The organism is Ascidiimonas aurantiaca, assembly GCF_037646345.1.
In the GTDB taxonomy this organism is placed as follows: Bacteria; Bacteroidota; Bacteroidia; order Flavobacteriales; family Flavobacteriaceae; genus Ascidiimonas; species Ascidiimonas aurantiaca.
Genome location: NZ_JBBEWR010000015.1, coordinates 37,330 through 55,968, shown reverse-complemented (window position 1 = coordinate 55,968; position 18,639 = coordinate 37,330). Strand labels below are relative to the sequence as shown.

Annotated in this window: 20 protein-coding genes; 8 read left to right on the top strand and 12 right to left on the bottom strand. The window is 38.0% G+C overall.

Going from position 1 to position 18,639, the window contains the following annotated elements:
* Positions 1–30 precede the first annotated feature (30 nt).
* From WAO84_RS14650 to WAO84_RS14620, 7 genes are all read right to left on the bottom strand, one after another.
* A complete protein-coding gene (locus WAO84_RS14650) occupies positions 31–462 on the bottom strand; it encodes a DUF2141 domain-containing protein (protein ID WP_340066734.1) in 432 nt (143 codons plus the stop codon).
* Positions 463–599: 137 nt separating this feature from the next.
* Positions 600–1,934 carry a DUF58 domain-containing protein gene (locus tag WAO84_RS14645; RefSeq protein WP_340066732.1) on the bottom strand — a complete coding sequence of 445 codons (1,335 nt, stop codon included), beginning with the start codon at positions 1,932–1,934 and terminating at the stop codon, positions 600–602.
* Between the two features lie 3 nt (positions 1,935–1,937).
* Positions 1,938–2,924 (bottom strand): AAA family ATPase, encoded by a 987-nt coding sequence (locus WAO84_RS14640; RefSeq protein WP_340066731.1) that lies wholly within the window; start codon positions 2,922–2,924, stop codon positions 1,938–1,940.
* A gap of 4 nt (positions 2,925–2,928) precedes the next feature.
* Complete coding sequence (locus WAO84_RS14635; RefSeq protein WP_340066730.1) at positions 2,929–4,128, bottom strand: DUF4350 domain-containing protein; 1,200 nt, start codon at positions 4,126–4,128, stop codon at positions 2,929–2,931.
* Positions 4,129–4,854: a DUF4129 domain-containing protein gene (locus WAO84_RS14630; RefSeq protein WP_340066728.1), complete on the bottom strand. Its 726-nt coding sequence runs from the start codon at positions 4,852–4,854 to the stop codon at positions 4,129–4,131. It lies immediately after the preceding gene.
* Entirely contained in the window at positions 4,851–5,729 is an 879-nt protein-coding gene (locus WAO84_RS14625; protein ID WP_340066727.1) for a hypothetical protein, read from the bottom strand. The genes WAO84_RS14630 and WAO84_RS14625 overlap by 4 nt, the downstream gene beginning before the upstream one ends.
* Positions 5,722–6,678: a stage II sporulation protein M gene (locus WAO84_RS14620; RefSeq protein ID WP_340066726.1), complete on the bottom strand. Its 957-nt coding sequence runs from the start codon at positions 6,676–6,678 to the stop codon at positions 5,722–5,724. Before WAO84_RS14620 ends, WAO84_RS14625 begins: the two co-directional genes overlap by 8 nt.
* A 51-nt stretch (positions 6,679–6,729) precedes the next feature.
* Between WAO84_RS14620 and WAO84_RS14615 the strand changes: the two genes are divergently transcribed.
* Both WAO84_RS14615 and WAO84_RS14610 read left to right on the top strand, forming a co-directional pair.
* Positions 6,730–7,446, top strand: coding sequence for an RDD family protein (locus WAO84_RS14615; RefSeq protein WP_340066725.1), 717 nt, complete (start codon positions 6,730–6,732; stop codon positions 7,444–7,446).
* Positions 7,443–8,045 carry a trimeric intracellular cation channel family protein gene (locus WAO84_RS14610; protein WP_340066723.1) on the top strand — a complete coding sequence of 201 codons (603 nt, stop codon included), beginning with the start codon at positions 7,443–7,445 and terminating at the stop codon, positions 8,043–8,045. The genes WAO84_RS14615 and WAO84_RS14610 overlap by 4 nt, the downstream gene beginning before the upstream one ends.
* Positions 8,046–8,047: 2 nt before the next feature.
* Here the strand turns inward: WAO84_RS14610 and WAO84_RS14605 are convergent, their stop codons facing one another.
* The gene (locus tag WAO84_RS14605; protein WP_340066721.1) at positions 8,048–8,767 is read right to left on the bottom strand and encodes a peptidylprolyl isomerase; all 720 of its coding nucleotides are present in this window, start codon (positions 8,765–8,767) and stop codon (positions 8,048–8,050) included.
* Here WAO84_RS14605 and WAO84_RS14600 point away from each other — a divergent pair.
* Positions 8,766–9,422, top strand: coding sequence for an NUDIX hydrolase (locus WAO84_RS14600; RefSeq protein WP_340066719.1), 657 nt, complete (start codon positions 8,766–8,768; stop codon positions 9,420–9,422). The genes WAO84_RS14605 and WAO84_RS14600 overlap by 2 nt on opposite strands.
* A gap of 33 nt (positions 9,423–9,455) precedes the next feature.
* On the top strand, positions 9,456–10,259 hold the full coding sequence (locus tag WAO84_RS14595) for a lysophospholipid acyltransferase family protein (protein ID WP_340066717.1): 804 nt from the start codon (positions 9,456–9,458) through the stop codon (positions 10,257–10,259).
* A gap of 62 nt (positions 10,260–10,321) precedes the next feature.
* On the opposite strand, the gene WAO84_RS14590 is transcribed toward WAO84_RS14595, so the two are convergent.
* Together WAO84_RS14590 and WAO84_RS14585 are read right to left on the bottom strand one after the other, a co-directional pair.
* Entirely contained in the window at positions 10,322–10,954 is a 633-nt protein-coding gene (locus WAO84_RS14590) for a hypothetical protein (RefSeq protein WP_340066715.1), read from the bottom strand.
* A gap of 1 nt (position 10,955) precedes the next feature.
* Positions 10,956–11,450: an RNA polymerase sigma factor gene (locus WAO84_RS14585; RefSeq protein WP_340066713.1), complete on the bottom strand. Its 495-nt coding sequence runs from the start codon at positions 11,448–11,450 to the stop codon at positions 10,956–10,958.
* Positions 11,451–11,764: 314 nt separating this feature from the next.
* On the opposite strand from WAO84_RS14585, the gene WAO84_RS14580 reads away from it, so the two are divergent.
* Positions 11,765–13,066: an NAD(P)/FAD-dependent oxidoreductase gene (locus WAO84_RS14580; protein WP_340066711.1), complete on the top strand. Its 1,302-nt coding sequence runs from the start codon at positions 11,765–11,767 to the stop codon at positions 13,064–13,066.
* 21 nt (positions 13,067–13,087) lie between these two features.
* On the opposite strand, the gene WAO84_RS14575 is transcribed toward WAO84_RS14580, so the two are convergent.
* Both WAO84_RS14575 and xerD read right to left on the bottom strand, forming a co-directional pair.
* On the bottom strand, positions 13,088–14,782 hold the full coding sequence (locus tag WAO84_RS14575) for a glycoside hydrolase family 13 protein (protein ID WP_340066710.1): 1,695 nt from the start codon (positions 14,780–14,782) through the stop codon (positions 13,088–13,090).
* A complete protein-coding gene (gene xerD, locus WAO84_RS14570) occupies positions 14,779–15,687 on the bottom strand; it encodes a site-specific tyrosine recombinase XerD (protein ID WP_340066709.1) in 909 nt (302 codons plus the stop codon). Before xerD ends, WAO84_RS14575 begins: the two co-directional genes overlap by 4 nt.
* A gap of 179 nt (positions 15,688–15,866) precedes the next feature.
* On the opposite strand from xerD, the gene WAO84_RS14565 reads away from it, so the two are divergent.
* The 3 genes from WAO84_RS14565 to aroQ all read left to right on the top strand — a co-directional run bounded on the left by WAO84_RS14565 (position 15,867) and on the right by aroQ (position 18,638).
* Positions 15,867–16,403, top strand: coding sequence for a porin family protein (locus WAO84_RS14565; protein WP_340066707.1), 537 nt, complete (start codon positions 15,867–15,869; stop codon positions 16,401–16,403).
* Positions 16,404–16,600: 197 nt separating this feature from the next.
* On the top strand, positions 16,601–18,136 hold the full coding sequence (locus WAO84_RS14560; RefSeq protein ID WP_340066705.1) for a hypothetical protein: 1,536 nt from the start codon (positions 16,601–16,603) through the stop codon (positions 18,134–18,136).
* Positions 18,137–18,218: 82 nt separating this feature from the next.
* Complete coding sequence (aroQ, locus tag WAO84_RS14555) at positions 18,219–18,638, top strand: type II 3-dehydroquinate dehydratase (protein WP_340066703.1); 420 nt, start codon at positions 18,219–18,221, stop codon at positions 18,636–18,638.
* Position 18,639 lies beyond the last annotated feature (1 nt).

Sequence of the window (18,639 nt, the reverse complement as noted above, 5' to 3'; positions counted from 1 at the left end):
GGGAAAGTGTCAACTTTCCCGGCTTTCTTATTAAAAACGTATGTTTAGATTAAGGTTTTTGTCATTTACGGTAAATTCAGCATCCTCATACGTAGGAGGCCCCATTACCATTACATTATTACTGCTGCCAAAGTCTTCCAGCGGCATACCACTACTGTCAAAATCCATTCGTCCATTTGAGTTTTCATCGTGAAGTGCCAGTATGGCATAAGAACCGGGTGCCACATCATCAAAAATACCTTTTGCCACATTGCCTTCTACTGTAGCCAATACATTTGCAATACCTTTTCCTTTCATAAAGGTGTCTTTGGTATGCAAGGCAAGTACTACCTGGCCTTTTTCATTGCGAAGGTTGTCAATGGTTATTTCTATAGTTACTTTTTTACTTTCCGTATCTGTGTCCTGAGCAAAAGACAGTGATGTGGTCATTAACAATACTGCGAATAGTTTTAGTGTTTTCATGAGTGAATTTTTTAATGATTTACACTGCAAAGATGCTGGAAACACTCTACGTAATATAATAAATAAGTACGTATTGTAGTATTTACTGAATGAACTGTAGATTTCTGTACCTGAAGGGTTTTTTCTGTTTTACCAAGTTATAGCATACCTCTGGCTTTTACTTCCAGATATTTGTTAATGGCATTAATAGTAAGGTTTTCCGGTGCGGTAAGAATGGTTTGTATTCCGCATTTTAATAATTCTTGCTGCATAAGTCTTTTTTCAAAAGTAAATTTTTGGGCCAGTGCTTTATGATAAATTTCCTGAAGGCTATCTGCTTTTTTATGAACCAATTGTTGTAATTGGGTATTCTCAAAAAAAATAACGATTAATAAATGCTTTTGAGCTATACCTTTTAGATAGGGCAGTTGTCTCTTTAATGCTGAGATATGCTCAAAATTAGTATATAACATGAGCAGGCTTCTATGAGATATTTTTCGTCGTACAAAAGCGTACAGGTATCCAAAATCAGCATCGGGGAATTGGGTGTCTATATTGTAGAGATGCTCCATCACGGTATGTAACTGAGCTGATTTTTGTAGAGCAGGTACAAAGTGATCTACGGTTTTATCAAAAGAAAGCATACCCGCTTTATCGTGTTTTTTGAGAGCAACATTGGTAAAGGCAAGTGTAGAATTAATAGCGTAATCCAATAGTTTAAGTTCGTTAAAAGGCATTTTCATGGCCCTGCCGGTATCTATAAAAGAATACACGGGTTGTGACCGCTCATCCTGATATTGATTGACCATGAGTTGTGACCGTTTTGCGGTTGCTTTCCAGTTTACGGTACGAAAATCTTCTCCGGGAATATATTCCTTTATCTGCTCGAATTCAGTAGTGTGGCCAATTTTCCTTATTTTTTTGAGTCCGGCCAGTGTAAGATGTTGACTAATAGCGAGGAAATCATACTTCTGCATTTGAATAAAGGAAGGATATACCAGTACCTCTTGTTCATTTAGAAAATGATATCTCCTTTTTATAAGCCCTAAAGGAGACGTTACATAAACGTTGAGTTTTCCAAAAGTATATACGCCTCTTTCCAGGGGCCTTACCAGGTACTCAAAATCGTGTTTTTTTCCGGGACCTATCCGGCATACATACCTAAAATCTCTTTTTTGGAACTGCACGGGCAACTCATCTATAACTGTTATTTCAGTTTTAAAATTGTATAAATTTTGAATAGTAACAGGAACCGGATTTTCATCACTATTTGAAAATTTATCTGGCAGGTGGCGGTGTGCCTTTAGTGCACTTTTTGGAATAAAAAGCAGCAAAATATCAATTAAAACTGCTACCACCAGGGTCATAACGCCCAGCCATATAATGGCATACCATTCTTTAAACCAGTACGACAGTAAGAACAGAAAGGCCAGGCCGAGCAGTACTTTAAAGAAACGGTTACAAAAGTAAAATGCTTTTATGAAATGAAGCATACTTTATCTTGGGATTTCGATAGACTGTACGATCATATCAATTACGTTTTCGGGGGTCATACCCTCCATTTCTCTCTCGGGAGCAAGGAGAATACGATGGTTAAGCACAGGGTAAAGTACCTTTTTTATATCTTCCGGCACTACGAAATCACGTCCGTTCATAGCGGCTATGGCCTTAGCAGTATTTAGAACGGCAATGGAGGCTCTGGGTGAAGCTCCAAGAAATAAATGCGGGTGGTTGCGTGTTTTAACAACAATATCGGCTATATAGGTAAGTAATTTATCTTCTACCAGTACTTCCTGAACTTTCCTTTTATAATCCTCCAGTTGTTCAGGCTTCAGGATAGCATGAACATTGGCATGGGGCGACGCCCCTTTACGGTCGTGATGAGTTTTAAGTATATCGATCTCTTCTTGCTGAGACGGGTATGTTATTTTAATCTTAAATAAAAAACGATCTAACTGTGCCTCGGGAAGTGCGTAGGTACCTTCCTGTTCTATTGGGTTTTGGGTAGCGAGTACCATAAATGGAGGGTCCATCGGGTATTTTGTTCCGTCAAGAGTAATTTGCCGTTCTTCCATAACTTCAAATAAGGCCGACTGTGTTTTGGCAGGAGCCCGGTTTATTTCATCTATAAGCACTATGTTGGAAAAAATGGGCCCTTTTTTAAACTCAAAATCAGAAGTTTTCATGTTAAGTACAGATGTACCAAGAATATCTGAGGGCATTAGGTCGGGTGTAAACTGTATTCTACTAAAATTGGTTTTTAGGGTTTTGGCAAAAAGCCGTGCCGTTATAGTTTTGGCTATACCCGGTACACCTTCAATCAATACATGTCCGTTGGCAAGAATACCTGCCAGCAACAGCTCAATAAAGGTTTCCTGGCCTACAATAACTTTACCTAATTCGGTTTTAATGGCGGTAACCGCATTTTGCAGATTTTCAAGTTCTATGCGGCTTTTAAATTCCATATTATTTTCTGAGTCCATATATTTACTCGTTAAAAGTTTCTATCATTACATTGAGTTCTAACAACTCTTCTTTAGTTATTTTGGGTTTATCTCTTATCTCTGAGATTTTGTTAAAAAGATTCTTGGCAGTCTCCTGGCTTTTCCCCATTTTCTCTGCTGCAATTTGTAAAACTTTCTCATCAGTTTCTGCATAGTTCAGCATACTTTTTCTACGCAAAGACTCGAAAAAATACTTAATACGATATGTGGCTATTGCCTTGTGCTCCTTCTTTTCAAAGTACATATTGGCAATAGTCTTTACAAAGCTTAGCGACTGGTTTTTTAAAGGTACAAGTACGGGGATGCTGCGTTGTTTTCTTTTACCTTCAAAAATGATGAAAATAAGTAATGCTATTAGGGTAATGTAATAAGCCCATTTAAGCTCCCGTGTAGATAGAAGTAAATACAATGGAGAACTGTATATTTTTTTTCCGGCCTTATAATAATTATCAATATAAATGGTGGGATAGTCCTGAAAATAAGACAGTAAACCAGAGGTATATTGATCATTGGGCTCTTTTAGAATAAAATAATTGGTAAATGCTTCCGGAAAATGAGAAAGTATAATTTTTCCGTTTCCAAAGGAGCTTTGAATAATATTTTTATAAGAACTGCTATCTGCGTTGATCACAATTTTCCCGAGAGAACGTATTTCTGAAGAATCACTTTCTTTTTTAGCCTTAAAATAGGAAACAGTAGTCCCCCGGTCATACACGGCTTCCGGTATATTTTTAAATACAGGGTTGGAAAGTACAAGTCTGTAATCTGCCTTTAGTGTAGCATAATTAGTAACTTTTTTACTTTCTATCCCTAAGGTATCCATAAGTTTTTCTTCAATAGTATTGGCGGCCACCCATAAAGTATTTCCTTTGGCAACCCATTCTATTAAGGTTGTAAACTCCTCTTCTCCCAGAACCAGTGTCTGGTTGGCAAATACATATATGCCTTTCGCATCGGGCTGCTGTTTTAAGAACTGATATGGAGGTTTCCGGATATTTTTTACCTGGTCTCTGTACATTACGTTCAATTGCTCATTAAACACCCGGGTACCCATAGGTATTTTATGAGAACGGTCATATGAAGGAAACCAGTTTATTTTTCTGGGTTTATTGTATTCAAGTACAATAAAAAGAGCAAGCAGTAAACCGGCAATGGCAATATATGTTTTACCTTTTTTCCCCATTTACTTCAATTTTTGTTCAAGGTTATTAAACACCTGTTGTATTTTTAAAAAACCAGGTTCGTCAACACTAAAATTACCATACCAGACAAAGTCATATATCCGGGTTATTTCCAGAAAGTGATTTTTTAACGGTTTAACTGTGAGTTCCTTTAAGTATTCATCATTGGTTTTTTGAGGTTCCCATTTCACATATCCCTTACCGGAGAGTTGTTTTAATGCTTTCAGGTACAAATAGCGTATAGCAAGCCGGTAGTTTTTTTGCACAAGCGCTTTATTAATTAGTGCCGACAGATCTTCCTGCTGCATGAGGGCCTCTTCTTCTGTGATCGCTACCGTTTGCGGATTTGGGTGGGTAGAAAGAAAAGACCGTGTTGGTACTTTGGCAAATAGCATAATAAGAAGGAATAACAACAGGGCAAGACTTCCATAAATAAGTACATAGAAGAATGTATTTAAAAATCCTGAAGTAACTTCATACCCGAAAACAGATTCCAGAAAACGCTTTAGCACACCAAGGAACCACGTTTTGAAATGCTCCCACCAACCTGAAGTATTTTTCTCCGGGGTATAATCATATTCTTTTTTAGACCTGTATGCTTCAAGAGCTTCCGGATCTATTTGTTTTTTTTCAATATAGGTGCTGTCTGCCGGAAATTCCTGGGCAGTACTTATGGAAGGTGCGATGCCTCCGCATAAAAGCAGTATAAAAGCGAAATATTTTATCATTTTTCACTGCGGTCTCCAAGAGAACTTATACGCTGATAGGTACCGGTAAAATTCTTTTTTTCATTGAGGTGAAAATAAATAAGAATGGAAGCAACTACTGAAATAAGATTCAGAAAGAAACGAAATGTATATGATAAAAGGTTTAGAACGACATATACAGGATCGATGAAACTAGTGGGGTCTGCAAGGTTCATTTCATTCATAAACACCCCCATTTTGATCCAGGAATACACGGCTGCCGGAATACTGAATACATATCCGGCAACACCTACAATAATGCCTATAACCAAAAGATACAAGAAAGTATTCCACCATTCATCTTTTATCAGTGTAAAACTTTCACTAATCGCATCGGTAACCGAATGATTGCGGTAAATGAGAATAGCAAAAGTCATAGTGAGCGGCACCCACAGGTAAATACCGGGAATAAGGCAAAGAATGAACCCCACCAAAAGCATAATACCGTTTAGTATGCCCAGACCCAAAATGCTCCAAAAACTTTCTTTTACCCATTTTCGTACATCGGGTATGTGTACTTCTCCCTTATTTTGATCGTATGATTTAATATAGTTTAGTGTAACAGAATATGATAATACATAAGAGGCCACTCCTCCAAAAAACAACAGCAGGAACCCCAATAGCATAGCAAATACAGAGATCATCCCAAAGTCTATACCTGATTCGGTATCTATAGATGAAAAGAAGCCGTAAAAATATAATACTCCGCCTGCTGCCGCTATTAAAAGATAAGGGCCGGCAATCTGCAATATGAGTTTAAAAAACGGCTTGAATTCATTTCTGAGAAATGCGAAAGTATCTGTTAAGATCTCCCCGAGTTCACGTTGTTTTTTTAATATTATAAATGTTTTATTCATGGATTTTGTTAAGTTTAAAAGGGTAAATTACATAGTAGTATATGATCACAAATAGAGAAAGGCCAATAATAGTAATTGCCAGCCAATCTGGCATTTCCGTATGTCTGGTAACAAAGCCTTCTAGAAAACCGGCAACCATAAAAAAGGGAATGGTACTTACCAGTATTTTCAGGCCGGCCTTTACCCCCCGTTTAAATGATTCCAGTCTGGTATAAGTGCCCGGGAAAAGAATACCGTTACCCAGCACAATTCCTGCGCAACCTGCTATAATGATCACAGATATTTCGATAGTGCCGTGAATCCATATCGTCCTGACCGATTCCCAAAGGAGCCCCTGATCGTAAAAAAAGTATTGAAAACTACCCAGCATGAGCCCGTTTTGCATTAATAACACAACCGTTCCAATCCCTGTAAAAATACCGAGGGCAAAAGCCGTGAGAGCTACTTTTATATTGTTGATGGTAATCCCCAAAAACATGTTAATTTCACTTTGTTGTTTATACACTGCCATAGGATCTCCCTGTTCAATATTCTCAAGTGTCATATTTACATAGTTATCTCCCAGAAAGGCTCTTACAAAATCTCCGTCTGTAGCAGCGGAATAGGCACCGATGATGGTAAAAGTCATAAATACCAGAAAAGAAAACAACAGTGCTTTCCTATAGTGATAAAACTCTTTGGGAAACTCTTCTTTCCAGAAAGAAATAATCCTGTTTTTATTTTCCTTTTTGGTTTTATAGATATTTTGATGCGCCAGAGAAGCTAAACTATTGAGATAAGCAGTAGTTTTGCTATTGGGGTAGAAAGTCCTGGCATAACTAAGATGATCTGTAACTTCAATGTACAGATCTGCGAGTTTACCGGGGGTTATTTGTTCTTTATTTTTAAGAACACTTTCAAAAATTAACCATTTGTCTTTATTTTGCTTGACAAAAGCAGCTTCACGCATTAGAAAGTATAAAAGGATTCAGTATTAACCAGAATCCAAAGAAAAGAAAATATGGACAAATTCCAAATAGAAACTTCCCAAAATGTGGGGATACATCAAAAGGTTGCCAGTATTGTAGATCGTATGGTTGCATTTCTGTTAGATACAGTAGTATTAATTACCTATATGATCATGATATTTTGGTTGCTGTCTTCTTTAAATATTGATATGGAAGATGCCTGGGTATTTTACATGGTGGCCAGTTTACCCGCATTTCTCTACTATTTGTTGCTGGAAACCTTTACCGATGGAAAAACAATAGGAAAATATGTAGCAAAAATACGGGTGGTTAAACTCGATGGAAGCCGTCCTTCTTTTTCCAGTTATTTTATCAGGTGGATGCTGCGAATAATAGATGTGTCACTTACTTCCTGCGGAGGAGCGGTACTTACCATTCTTCTCAGTAACAAAGGGCAGCGCCTGGGAGATATCGCGGCGGGTACCACTGTTATTAGCGAAAAACACATAGTTTCTATTCAGGATACTCTTCATAGTGATATTCCCGCAGACTATAAACCGTCTTATCCTCAGGTCACTATTTTCAATGACAGGGAGATAGAAGAAATAAAACTTATGTACAAAGAAGCACTCAAGCACGGCGATCACCATATAGTAGTAAGGCTTGGGCATCGGGTAGAGGAGGTTTTAGGAATAAAAAGCGAGGAGAAGCCTATGGTTTTTTTGCAGAAAGTAATATCAGATTATAACTTTTATACCCAGAACATGTGAGTCTTTTATACGCTTTAGATATACTGGGTACCTTTGTTTTTGCTATTTCGGGTGTGCTTACTGCATTTGGCAAGCGCTTTGATCCGTTTGGTATTTTTATCATTGCTTTTGTTACTGCATTGGGAGGAGGTACCTTACGGGATATTCTTATAGGAAGAACGCCCGTAGGATGGATGTTTGATCTTAACTATGTATATACTATTACCATAGGAGTAGTATTTGCTATTATTTTCCGTCGTAAACTCGATTATTTAAGAACTTCCCTTTTTCTTTTTGACACTGTAGGTTTAGGTGTTTTTACCATTATTGGTGTTGAAAAGGGAATAGAGGCACAGTTACATCCTATTGTTTCTATTGCTTTGGGTGCCATGAGTGGTTCTTTTGGAGGGGTTATCAGAGATATTCTTTGTAATGAGGTTCCGGTGATATTTCATAAAGAGATCTATGCTACGGCCTGTATTGCCGGAGGACTGGCTTATTTTATACTGGATGCTTTAGGGTTACCAGAGAACAGTATTTATATTATCACAGCTTTGGTAGTTATTGTGATCAGGTTATTAGCAGTATATTTCAAGTTAAAGCTCCCTTCAATTGGCTAGCATCATTCTGTAACCTCAGCTTTTATGTACACGTTTTGCAGGGGCCATTCTCCATCATCGGTAGGCAAAGCGTTTATGGTATCAACAACATCCATACCCTGTATTACACGACCAAAAGCCGTGTAATTTCCATCCAGATGATAGGATCCCGGATCTTTTACAACAATAAAAAATTCGAAAGGAGAAGCCAGTTTATGCGGGTTATCTATATCACTACTGGGCATAGAAACTACACCCCTGTGATGTTTAAACCCTTTTTTAGTGTCCGGTGGCAGCAAATACCGGCCTATAGAGGCCCTTTTTTCCCCCGTTTTACGATTATCTGAGTTTCCCCCCTGAATTATGAAGCCTTTTACCACACGGTGAAAATACGTAGTGTTAAAATACCCAGATTTGGTTAAGTATATAAAATTAGCACGGTGATAAGGGGTTTCTTCAAACAGCTCTATCACAAAACTACCAAATTGAGTAGTGATCTTTACACGCTTCTCAGAAGTTTGTTGGGCATAGTCAAAAAAGAAAGGAATCGCATTATCTTCGTCTAACTTAAAGGGTTCTTCCTTTTTGGTTTCTCTTGTAGTCGTATTTGGGTTAGCAACCGTATCTTTAACTTTATTTTTAGTACCGGGTTTAACTGATATTGCCTTTTCATTTTTTTGATGACAGGCTGTTAAACATATAAATAGTAATATTGTAAAAATCGCACGTAGAAATAAAAGCATGAGATTTGATCTTTTTTTAGAATCGATTCCAAAAATAACAAATATGCCCCTTCCCGGGCAAGAGTCTCATTACAAAATGACCTCCTCACTTCGATTTAAAGAGCTTAAAAATTTTACAGAGCAACGCTTACATGCCAAAAAAGCAGGGGTATTGATGCTTTTTTATCCAAAACAGTCGGTTGATACAAGTTTTGTATTGATACACCGCAAAAGCTATCCCGGTGTTCACTCAAATCAGGTAGGTTTTCCGGGGGGTAAAGTAGAACAATACGATAGGGATCTAAAAGAAACAGCTTTGCGGGAAACATTTGAAGAAGTTGGAGTACCCCCTTCACAGGTACAGATAATACGATCATTAACCGATGTATATATTCCCCCCAGTAACTTTCTGGTATCACCTTACCTGGGGTTTACGAGGGAAGAACCTTCTTTTATTCCTGAAGAAGCGGAAGTCGAGCAAATTATAGAAGTACCTCTGGCGGAGTTTTTACATGAGAAAGCTGTTTTTGAGACCGTCGCCACTACTTCATTTGCCTCAAATATTCAGGTACCTGCATTTAAACTACGGGGTTATACGGTCTGGGGGGCTACCGCCATGATGTTAAATGAGGTTAAAGAACTCCTCAATGCGGCAATTACCAGGCATTATTTGTAATTTTGTGAAGTTAGGTTAATATGAACATTGTATATGGGGTTGTTTAAAGAAAATCCATTTGGGCACATACTTTTTTTAAAAAAATGGCTTATCAGAGTTTTTGGGATATTAACACACCGAAGATATCGCGGGTTTAATGAACTGCATATTGAGGGCTCGGAAGTAATTAAAGAGCTACCTGAAAACGGCGTATTATTTGTCTCAAATCACCAAACCTACTTTGCAGATGTGGTAGCCATGTTCCATGTTTTTAATGCCAGTTTATCGGGAAGAGTAGATTCTATTAAGAATGTTGGTTATTTATGGAGGCCCAAACTCAATATTTACTACGTAGCCGCCAAAGAGACTATGAAATCAGGTTTATTACCTAAAATACTGGCGTATGCAGGAGCAATTACCGTAGAAAGGACCTGGAGAGAGAAAGGTAAAAATATTAACAGGGATGTAAATTTTAATGATACTGAAAACATAGGAATGGCTTTAGAAGACGGTTGGGTAATTACTTTCCCTCAGGGTACCACAAAACCCTGGAAACCCATTCGTAAAGGAACCGCACATATAATAAAACAATATAAGCCTTTGGTAATACCTATTGTTATTGATGGTTTTAGGCGTTCTTTTGACAAAAAAGGCCTTATGGTGAAAAAGAAAGGCATTTTACAATCAATGCAAATAAAAGAACCCCTTGAAATAGATTATGATACTGATACAATTGAAGAAATTGTAGAAAAAATAGAATATGCTATTGAGCAGCACCCCTCTTTCTTAAAAGTAATTCCTCAGGAAGAACTCATAGAATATGAAGAAATGCACAAACAACGTAAGTGGCAATATTAACTATAATTTTTTCTGGTTTTTAATATATCTCGCTTAGTTTTATCAAAACCTTATAGCACATTTTATTCAATGCTCTGCAGTTCCTTGTAATTTTTACGGAGTCCTCTAAGTAATAACCCGTAGAATAACTGATAGATAAGCCACATAATCCCGATAGTGATAAAAACGGTGATAATTCCGATTATAATCATCATGAGCCAGAAATAATCAGGCAGAACACCGTCGTTTTCAACCAAAGTTTGGGCAATCACCTCCTTTTGCATGATAGAAATAAAGAAGTAGATACTGTAAATACCAGAAATAGTAAGGGCGATGGCAATATAACGCTTTACGGTTTTTCGGGTCCTGAAAATATTTTCCATAAGCTTACTGGTAGAATCTGCCGCCGAAATAAGCTTGTAGTTTCTGTAAAAAAGTACAACGAAGTAAATCGCTATAATGTATGTGATAGAGTAGGTAAAAATAGTGATCCCCACCATATCATATTTTTCAAGATCATCCCAATAATCTTTATCGGCTATGAAAAAAGTGAGTAAGATACCAAGAATGATTTCTATAATGCTTATGTAGAAAATCCATCGTACGATTGAGGACGACTTTTTCCAGATCATTCGGTATATATCATCGTAAGACAGTTTGGGAAGTGTTTCTTCTTTACGTTTCCAGTCTTTTTTTAAAATATCTAATTCTTCCATATTATGGATTCAAAATGGTTCTTAATTTTGTTTTTATGCGGTTCATTTTTACTCTGGCATTCACTTCGGTAATACCGAGCGTTTCAGAGATCTCGGTATAATCTTTTTCTTCCAGGTAAAGAAAAACCAGGGCTTTTTCAATATCGTTCAACTGTTTGATCGCTTCATACATTAACTTTAAATGTTTTTCTTCAGTATCGTCATAAGGCTCTGTTGATATCTTGAAGTCCACATGGTCAATATTCTGAGTATTTACCGATCTTTTGGATTTTCTGTAGAGTGTTATGGCCGTATTCAGGGCAACCCTATACATCCAGGTACTTAATTTTGATTCTCCCCTGAACTTGGGATATGCTTTCCATAGCTGGATAGTAATTTCCTGAAAAAGATCTTTATGGGCATCTTCATCATTCGTATAGATTCTGCATACTTTATGAACAATGTTCTGGTGACGTTCAAGTTCGGTAACAAAATTATGTTCAAGTTGTTTAATCACAAATAGTATCCAATATTTTTATAATAAGTAGTGCTTGTCATGACATTGTTACATAAATCAGCATTAATTTCTTTTATGATTTCTATAATCCCTATACAAATAACTGTATATATACTTGATGAATTTAAAACCTAATAAAAAGGTCATCAAAAAAATATCATAGTTTTAGGGATGGCTGCTTTATAAATTACAGAGACATATTAACGTATTTCATTCATGATTATTTGAGTTTCGTAGGGTCTTTCAAAAGATAAAATAAAACAAACATCACAATATCCTGCCGTTTGGTTATTTTTGTGTTTTAAAATACTGCTATGAATATACCCAGAACGAGTACCCCCAGGATAGTTATTATAGGAGGAGGGTTTGCCGGGATCTCACTGGCTAAGCAACTCGGTAAACAGGAGGAGGTACAGGTAGTACTTCTTGACAAGCATAATTACCATACATTCCAGCCACTTCTTTATCAGGTTTCTACCGGAGGGCTTGAGCCAGATTCAATAGCATATCCCATACGAAAGATCTTAAAAGATTATCCTAATTTTTTCTTTCGGCTGGCACATGTGGAAGAAGTAGATGCGAGTGCCAAAAAGATACATACCGATATAGGGCCATTAAAATATGATTACCTGGTAATCGCTACGGGATCTCAGACTAATTTCTTTGGGAACGAGAAGATACGAAAGTACAGTATGGCTATGAAAACCATTCCACAGTCTTTAAATCTCAGGAGCCTTATACTGGAAAATTTTGAACAGGCATTACTTACCTCAAACCTGAATGAGCGCAATGCACTTATGAACTTTGTTATCGTAGGGGCCGGCCCTACGGGGGTTGAACTGGCAGGGGCACTTGCCGAAATTAAAAAAGGTATTTTGCCTAAGGACTACCCGGATCTGGATATACGGCGCATGGAGATCAATCTGGTACAGGGTGCAGATCGTGTGCTGGATGCTATGAGTGAAAAGGCGTCTGCCAAAGCAGAAGATTTTTTAGAGGCTCTGGGTGTAAACGTTTGGAAAGAAGTACGTGTTACTGATTATGACGGTAATTTGGTCACCACCAATACCGATCTTCAGTTTGAATCGGCTACTGTAATATGGACCGCGGGTGTAAAAGGAGCTACCGTAAAAGGTCTGGATGCCGGAGAATATGTAGTGCAGGGAAACCGCCTCAAAGTAAACCGTTTTAACCAAATAGAAGGGTTTACTGATATTTTTGCGGTGGGCGATGTGGCTTTTATGACGGAGGAAGCTTTTCCCAAAGGCCATCCCATGATGGCGCAGCCTGCCATACAGCAGGGAAAATTGTTAGGTGTAAACCTTATACGCCTGGTACAGGGTAAAGAAATGAAACCTTTTAGTTATTACGATAAAGGCGCTATGGCCACCATTGGCAGGAACAAGGCAGTGGTAGATCTTCCAAAATTTCGTTTTCAGGGTGTTTTTGCCTGGTTTGTATGGATGTTTGTGCACCTTTTCTTCCTAATTGGTTTCCGTAACCGTTTGGTAGTTTTTATCAATTGGGTATATAATTACATCCGGTTTGACAGAGAGGCCCGATTAATCATACGGCCTTATAAAAAGTATTCTAAAGAACTGCAGAAAGTAGAGTAAATCTAATTAAATAGGTGCACTTTAGCCTAGTTTATATACTGAGGCCTGATAGGGCCGTAGTTTAAAAACAGTATGAGAAGTTTCTTTTTTTGCCGGGGCATTAGAGAGAAGCAGGGATGCTTTTTTATAAACCTGTTCTTTTATTTCAAAGTCAACACTTTCTTTAGAAAAACTGAGGAGTACGAGAATGCAGTCTTCTTCCCGGGTACGCAGATAGGCATATACCTGTTCATTAGCAGGGGATAATATGGTATAATCACCATACACCAGTGTTTTGTGCTGCCTGCGCATTTGTACCAGTTTTTTAAAATAGTTGAGCACGGAGTTTGCCTGGCGTTCCTGATGCGTTACATTGATCCCGTTTACATAATTGGTATTTACACGTATCCACGGTTCAGCTTTACTAAAACCGGCGTGGGTAGAAGTATCCCATTGCATGGGTGTGCGGGCATTGTCACGTGCAGTATGTTTTTCATTTTCCATAAAAGCTTCCAGATCCTCTCCATTATGAGCTGCAGCATGGTAGGCATTCAAGGTGTTGATATCCCGATAATCAGCCATGTTCTCAAAGCGTATATTGGTCATCCCAATTTCATCTCCGTAATACACATAGGGGGTACCTCTCATAGTGAGTAAAAAGGTTTGCAACATGGTGGTTGAGTAATACCAGAAATTTGGATGGTCATTTCCCCAGCGACTTACCATACGTGGAAAATCGTGATTACCCAGAAAGATACTGCCCCAGCCTTTGGATGAAAATACTTCACTCCAGTCTGAATGGATTTTTTTAAATTCTGAAAGTAGCCACGGTTCTTTGCGCATACTAAATACATCGCCCGGAGCCCTGTCCAGTGACATCAGGTCAAAATGAAAAAACATTTGTAACTCTTTACGATCTTCATTTACAAGATCGAGTGCATTAGCAAGGGATATGCCCGGAGCCTCACCAACCGTCATAACATCGTATTGAGAGAGTACCTCTTCATGCATCTCATTCAAATATTTATGTAAATGTGGTCCGTTGGCATAAAACGAGACAAAATCACCTTTATACTTTTCAGGAAGTTCAGGAAAAGCAGTGTCCTTGGAAATAAACGAAATAACATCCATACGAAAACCGTCTATCCCTTTCTCAAACCAAAAACGCATCATTTCGTAAATCTCTTTGCGTACCACCGGGTTTTCCCAGTTAAGGTCGGGCTGCTTTACAGAAAAATAGTGTAGGTAATAGGCATCGGTTTTTTGGTCATATTGCCAGGCATTGCCATTTACATCAAAATAGCTCCAGCGTTTTGGCGGGGTTCCTTTTTCGGCGGGCCACCAGTGGTAATACTCTCTGTAAGGGTTGTCTCTGGAGCTGCGAGATTGTTTAAACCACTCATGTTCATCGCTGCTATGGTTCACTACCAGATCCATCACCAGGCGAATGCCTCTGTCATGCAAACCGGTGAGCAACTCGTCAAAATCAGACATCGTTCCAAACTCAGCCATGATGTCACGATAGTTGCTTATATCATACCCGTTGTCATCATTGGGAGATTCATATACCGGATTGAGCCATACAATATCAATACCCAGGCTCTCCAGATAGTCCAGCCGGTTGATGATACCTCTAAGGTCACCAATACCGTCCCCATTGCTGTCCTGAAAGCTTCGCGGGTATATTTGATATACAATCCCTTCTTTCCACCAGGTATAGTGAGTATCTGTACTCATATGTTTATTTTTTTACGCGGATGGTACTTGTTTAATACCGCAGCCAGGTGACTACGGTCAATATGCATATAGATCTCGGTGGTGGTAATGCTTTTATGACCCAGCATTTGCTGAATAGCTCTCAAATCGGCCCCATTTTCCAGTAAATGGGAGGCAAAAGAGTGCCGAAAGGTGTGCGGACTTATCTTTTTTCGAATACCGGCTTTTTGGGCCAGTTCTTTTACGATCTTAAAGATCATGGCCCTGGAGAGCATTTTACCGTTTCTGTTCAGGAACAGAATATCTTCAAATCCTTTTTGTATCGGTACATGCGGGCGCAACTCTTTGAGGTAAATGGAGATATACTTTTGGGTAATGTTTCCCAGAGGCACCAGGCGCTGTTTATTCCCTTTACCGGTTACTTTTAAGAAACCTTCTTCAAAATAAATATCAGAAATACGCAAAGAAATAAGTTCCGATACCCGTAGTCCGCAACCATATAAAGTTTCCAGAAGGGCCCGGTTTCGTTCGCCTTCCGGTTTGGAAAGATCTACCGTAGTGATGAGTTTGTCAATTTCTTCTACACTAAGCGTATCAGGCAGGTTACGTGGTGTTTTAGGGGCCTCTATAAGCTCCATAGGATTGGAAGTACGGTAGTCTTCAAAGATAAGATAGTTAAAAAAGCTACGCATACCCGAGATAATACGTGCCTGTGTCTTGGGGTTATGATGAAGCGCTATGTCGTGAATAAACAACCTTATATTGTTTTCCGCGATGGTTATCGGGTTTTGGGTAATGCTTTGTGTTTCCAGAAAGTCAATCAGTTTTCGTATATCCCTTTCATAGCCTTTTACCGTATTATTGGCAAGGCCTCTCTCTATTTTCAGATAGTGACAATAGTCTCTTATGGCGTGTTCCCATTTCATAACAGGGTAAAGATAGTAAACAGAAAGTGTAAAAAAACAGTTTAAGGTATGGCAACCGGTATTAAGGTAACTGTTTGAATTTCTTGTAATTATATAAAAATCACTAAAAAAAAGCTAGCAATTTGTTAATAATTCAATAAGAATCCTAAATTTGTCTCGGAAATTTAAACATATTCATCATGAAAAAACTATTTTTTGTAGCAGTTTTCGCTGCTGGTTTTGTATTTACTTCACAAGCGCAGGATATTAGTCTTGGTGCTAAAGCAGGTGTAAACTTTGCATCACTTAACGGCGATGATTCTGATGGCTTTGATGGAAGAACCAACTTTCATTTGGGGGCTATCTTAGAAGTAAAGTTCTCTGAAAAATTTGCGTTTCAACCAGAGCTTTTATACTCAGCTCAGGGAGCTTCTGTGAGTGATATAGATATTAAACTTGACTACATCAATCTTCCTTTAATGCTAAAGTTTTTCGTAGCAGAAGGATTAAGTCTTGAAGCAGGGCCTCAGATTGGTTTTGTAATTAATGATGAGCTTGTAGGAGAAGATATTGATGCAGAATCAATTGATTTCGGAGCTAATTTTGGCCTTGGCTATCGTCTTGACAATGGTTTTTATTTCCAGGGAAGATATAACCTGGGATTAACTGATACCTTTGACGGTGGAGATCTTCAAAATGGAGTTTTTCAGCTTTCAGTAGGCTACTTCTTTTTGTAAAAAAAAATTAAAATTAAAAAGCGTATGGGTTTACTCATGCGCTTTTTTTTTTGCAGTATATTCTTTAAATTTTGTTTTCTTCACAGTATATGTTATATATCTAGTTTTAATATTTTACTTTTTGGATACTGATATTTATCATATTTTGATAATTCATATAAAAATAGATTTGTAATCTAAATCTTAAATATTTTTGTATGAAAAATTTTATTTACCTATGTTCTTTATCTACATTATTTCTATTGCTGTCATGTGAATATGAGCCAGAGAATACTATTGATGAAATAAGCTCATCTCCAGAGACAGAAAAGGTATTTACCCATCCAAAAGACCTGTTAAAACGAGAATTTAGTATGGCCCTTAAAGCGGGCATGATGCAAAGTGACGCTTTAAGACAATTGATCAAACAAGAAGCCCTCAAAATGTTTGACAATGATTATGATGTATTGTATGCAGCGATTAAGCACCAAAAACTCGAGAATGACCTTACCGTAGATGAATATTTACGATCGTATATGATCGATACCTCAACTATGAATGTGATTGAAAGTGAACTCCCCACATTAACTATTTTTGTCCCGGTTTTACCTGAAGACTCTTTTTCGGCAGCACTTTGGGATACGTATAATGATGTGCCGGAGGTAGCCATACAACTCAGTAACAGCAATGTGGTACCTGTTGTTCGTGAGAATACCATTGACCTTATACAACCCGGCAGTATTCCGGCTTTTCCGGTAGTAGTGGTTAAGGAAAATGAACGGGTGGTAAAGGCTCATAGCGGGTTACCTGTTTCCAAATCCAGTATAAAAGGCGGGTATTTTAGAACCGCTTCTAATGAAGAGTTTGTGTTTTTAGACGATGTTTTTAATGGTATAGACAAAAAACTAAATCAAGGAGATCATGTACTCAAGTCAGACAATTTTGATAGATTAACTTCCACTTTAGACCAAACTGTTGCTGATGCCTACAATATTTATAACACGGCTGACGGCTGGCAACGCGATTATATTTACTATAATATATCGCCCGCTACTACCAAAGGACAGTTTTCGTATGACTTTCAGGAGCATATTAGCTTTTTCAAACTTAATGGAGATCCGAGAAGTGTGTATGATAAGATCTCAGATCAATCAGGAGATCCGGAGATGTACGGATACAAAATAGGAAGCAGTTCTTCCATTTGGACCGAAGGTTTTTTTGAGTTTAAGGTACGGGTACTTTTTAATGGTAGAAACGGGCTTGGTTCTGAGTTAATCACCTATTTTTCGGCGCAACCTGAAGAATTATTTGATATAGAGTTCAGGAAAGCAGCGAATTTATATTTTCCAAACAAAATCAATTTAATCGATTATCACCCCAGATTACCTATTTTTAACTGGGACCTTAACCAGTATGCCTCTTCTATCAAGATAGAAATTGAAGAAATAGACTTATTAGTTACGACCACGATCACAGATACCAGAAGTGTCAAGTTTGCCAATAATTTTTCAATAGACCCTATCGATGGGATCCTTAAAAAAATAGGTCTGAAATTTGGATCATCTCTGGAAACGACCGATAGCCAGACTATTCAAAAAACATTTACCCAGGGCAATGATCAATTAGGAGCTGTGATCATTAATTTTGGTGATGATGTAGTGGTAGGACGTTCTGTTATGACCACACTGTATTTTATCAGAAAATATTCAACAGGTTGGTTTGAATTAAGCTTGGAACCACAACGCGTACAATAAACATATTAAAAAGCGGAAGTTCTCTTCCGCTTTTTTCTGTCTTGGGTTTTGGTTACCTTTACATTGCAAGAACCTGTATTGTATGAAGATCATTATTATTAACGGCCCTAACCTTAATTTACTGGGTAAGCGGGAACCAGACGTGTATGGCAATACTACTTTTGAAGACTACTTCCGGAACTTACAAATGAAATACCGGGATGTAGAACTGGAGTATTATCAGTCTAATATAGAGGGAGAGCTTATCAATAAAATACAGCAAACCGGTTTTAGTTATGATGGCATAGTTTTAAATGCGGCTGCCTATACACATACTTCCGTAGGGCTGGGTGATGCTGTAAAAGCCATAAAAACCCAGGTGGTGGAAGTGCATATCTCCAATACATTTAAACGCGAATCTTTTCGGCACACCTCATATATTTCACCTGCAGCAAAAGGTGTGATTTTAGGATTTGGCCTGCAAAGCTATGACCTGGCCATTCAAAGTTTTTTAGCATCCTGAT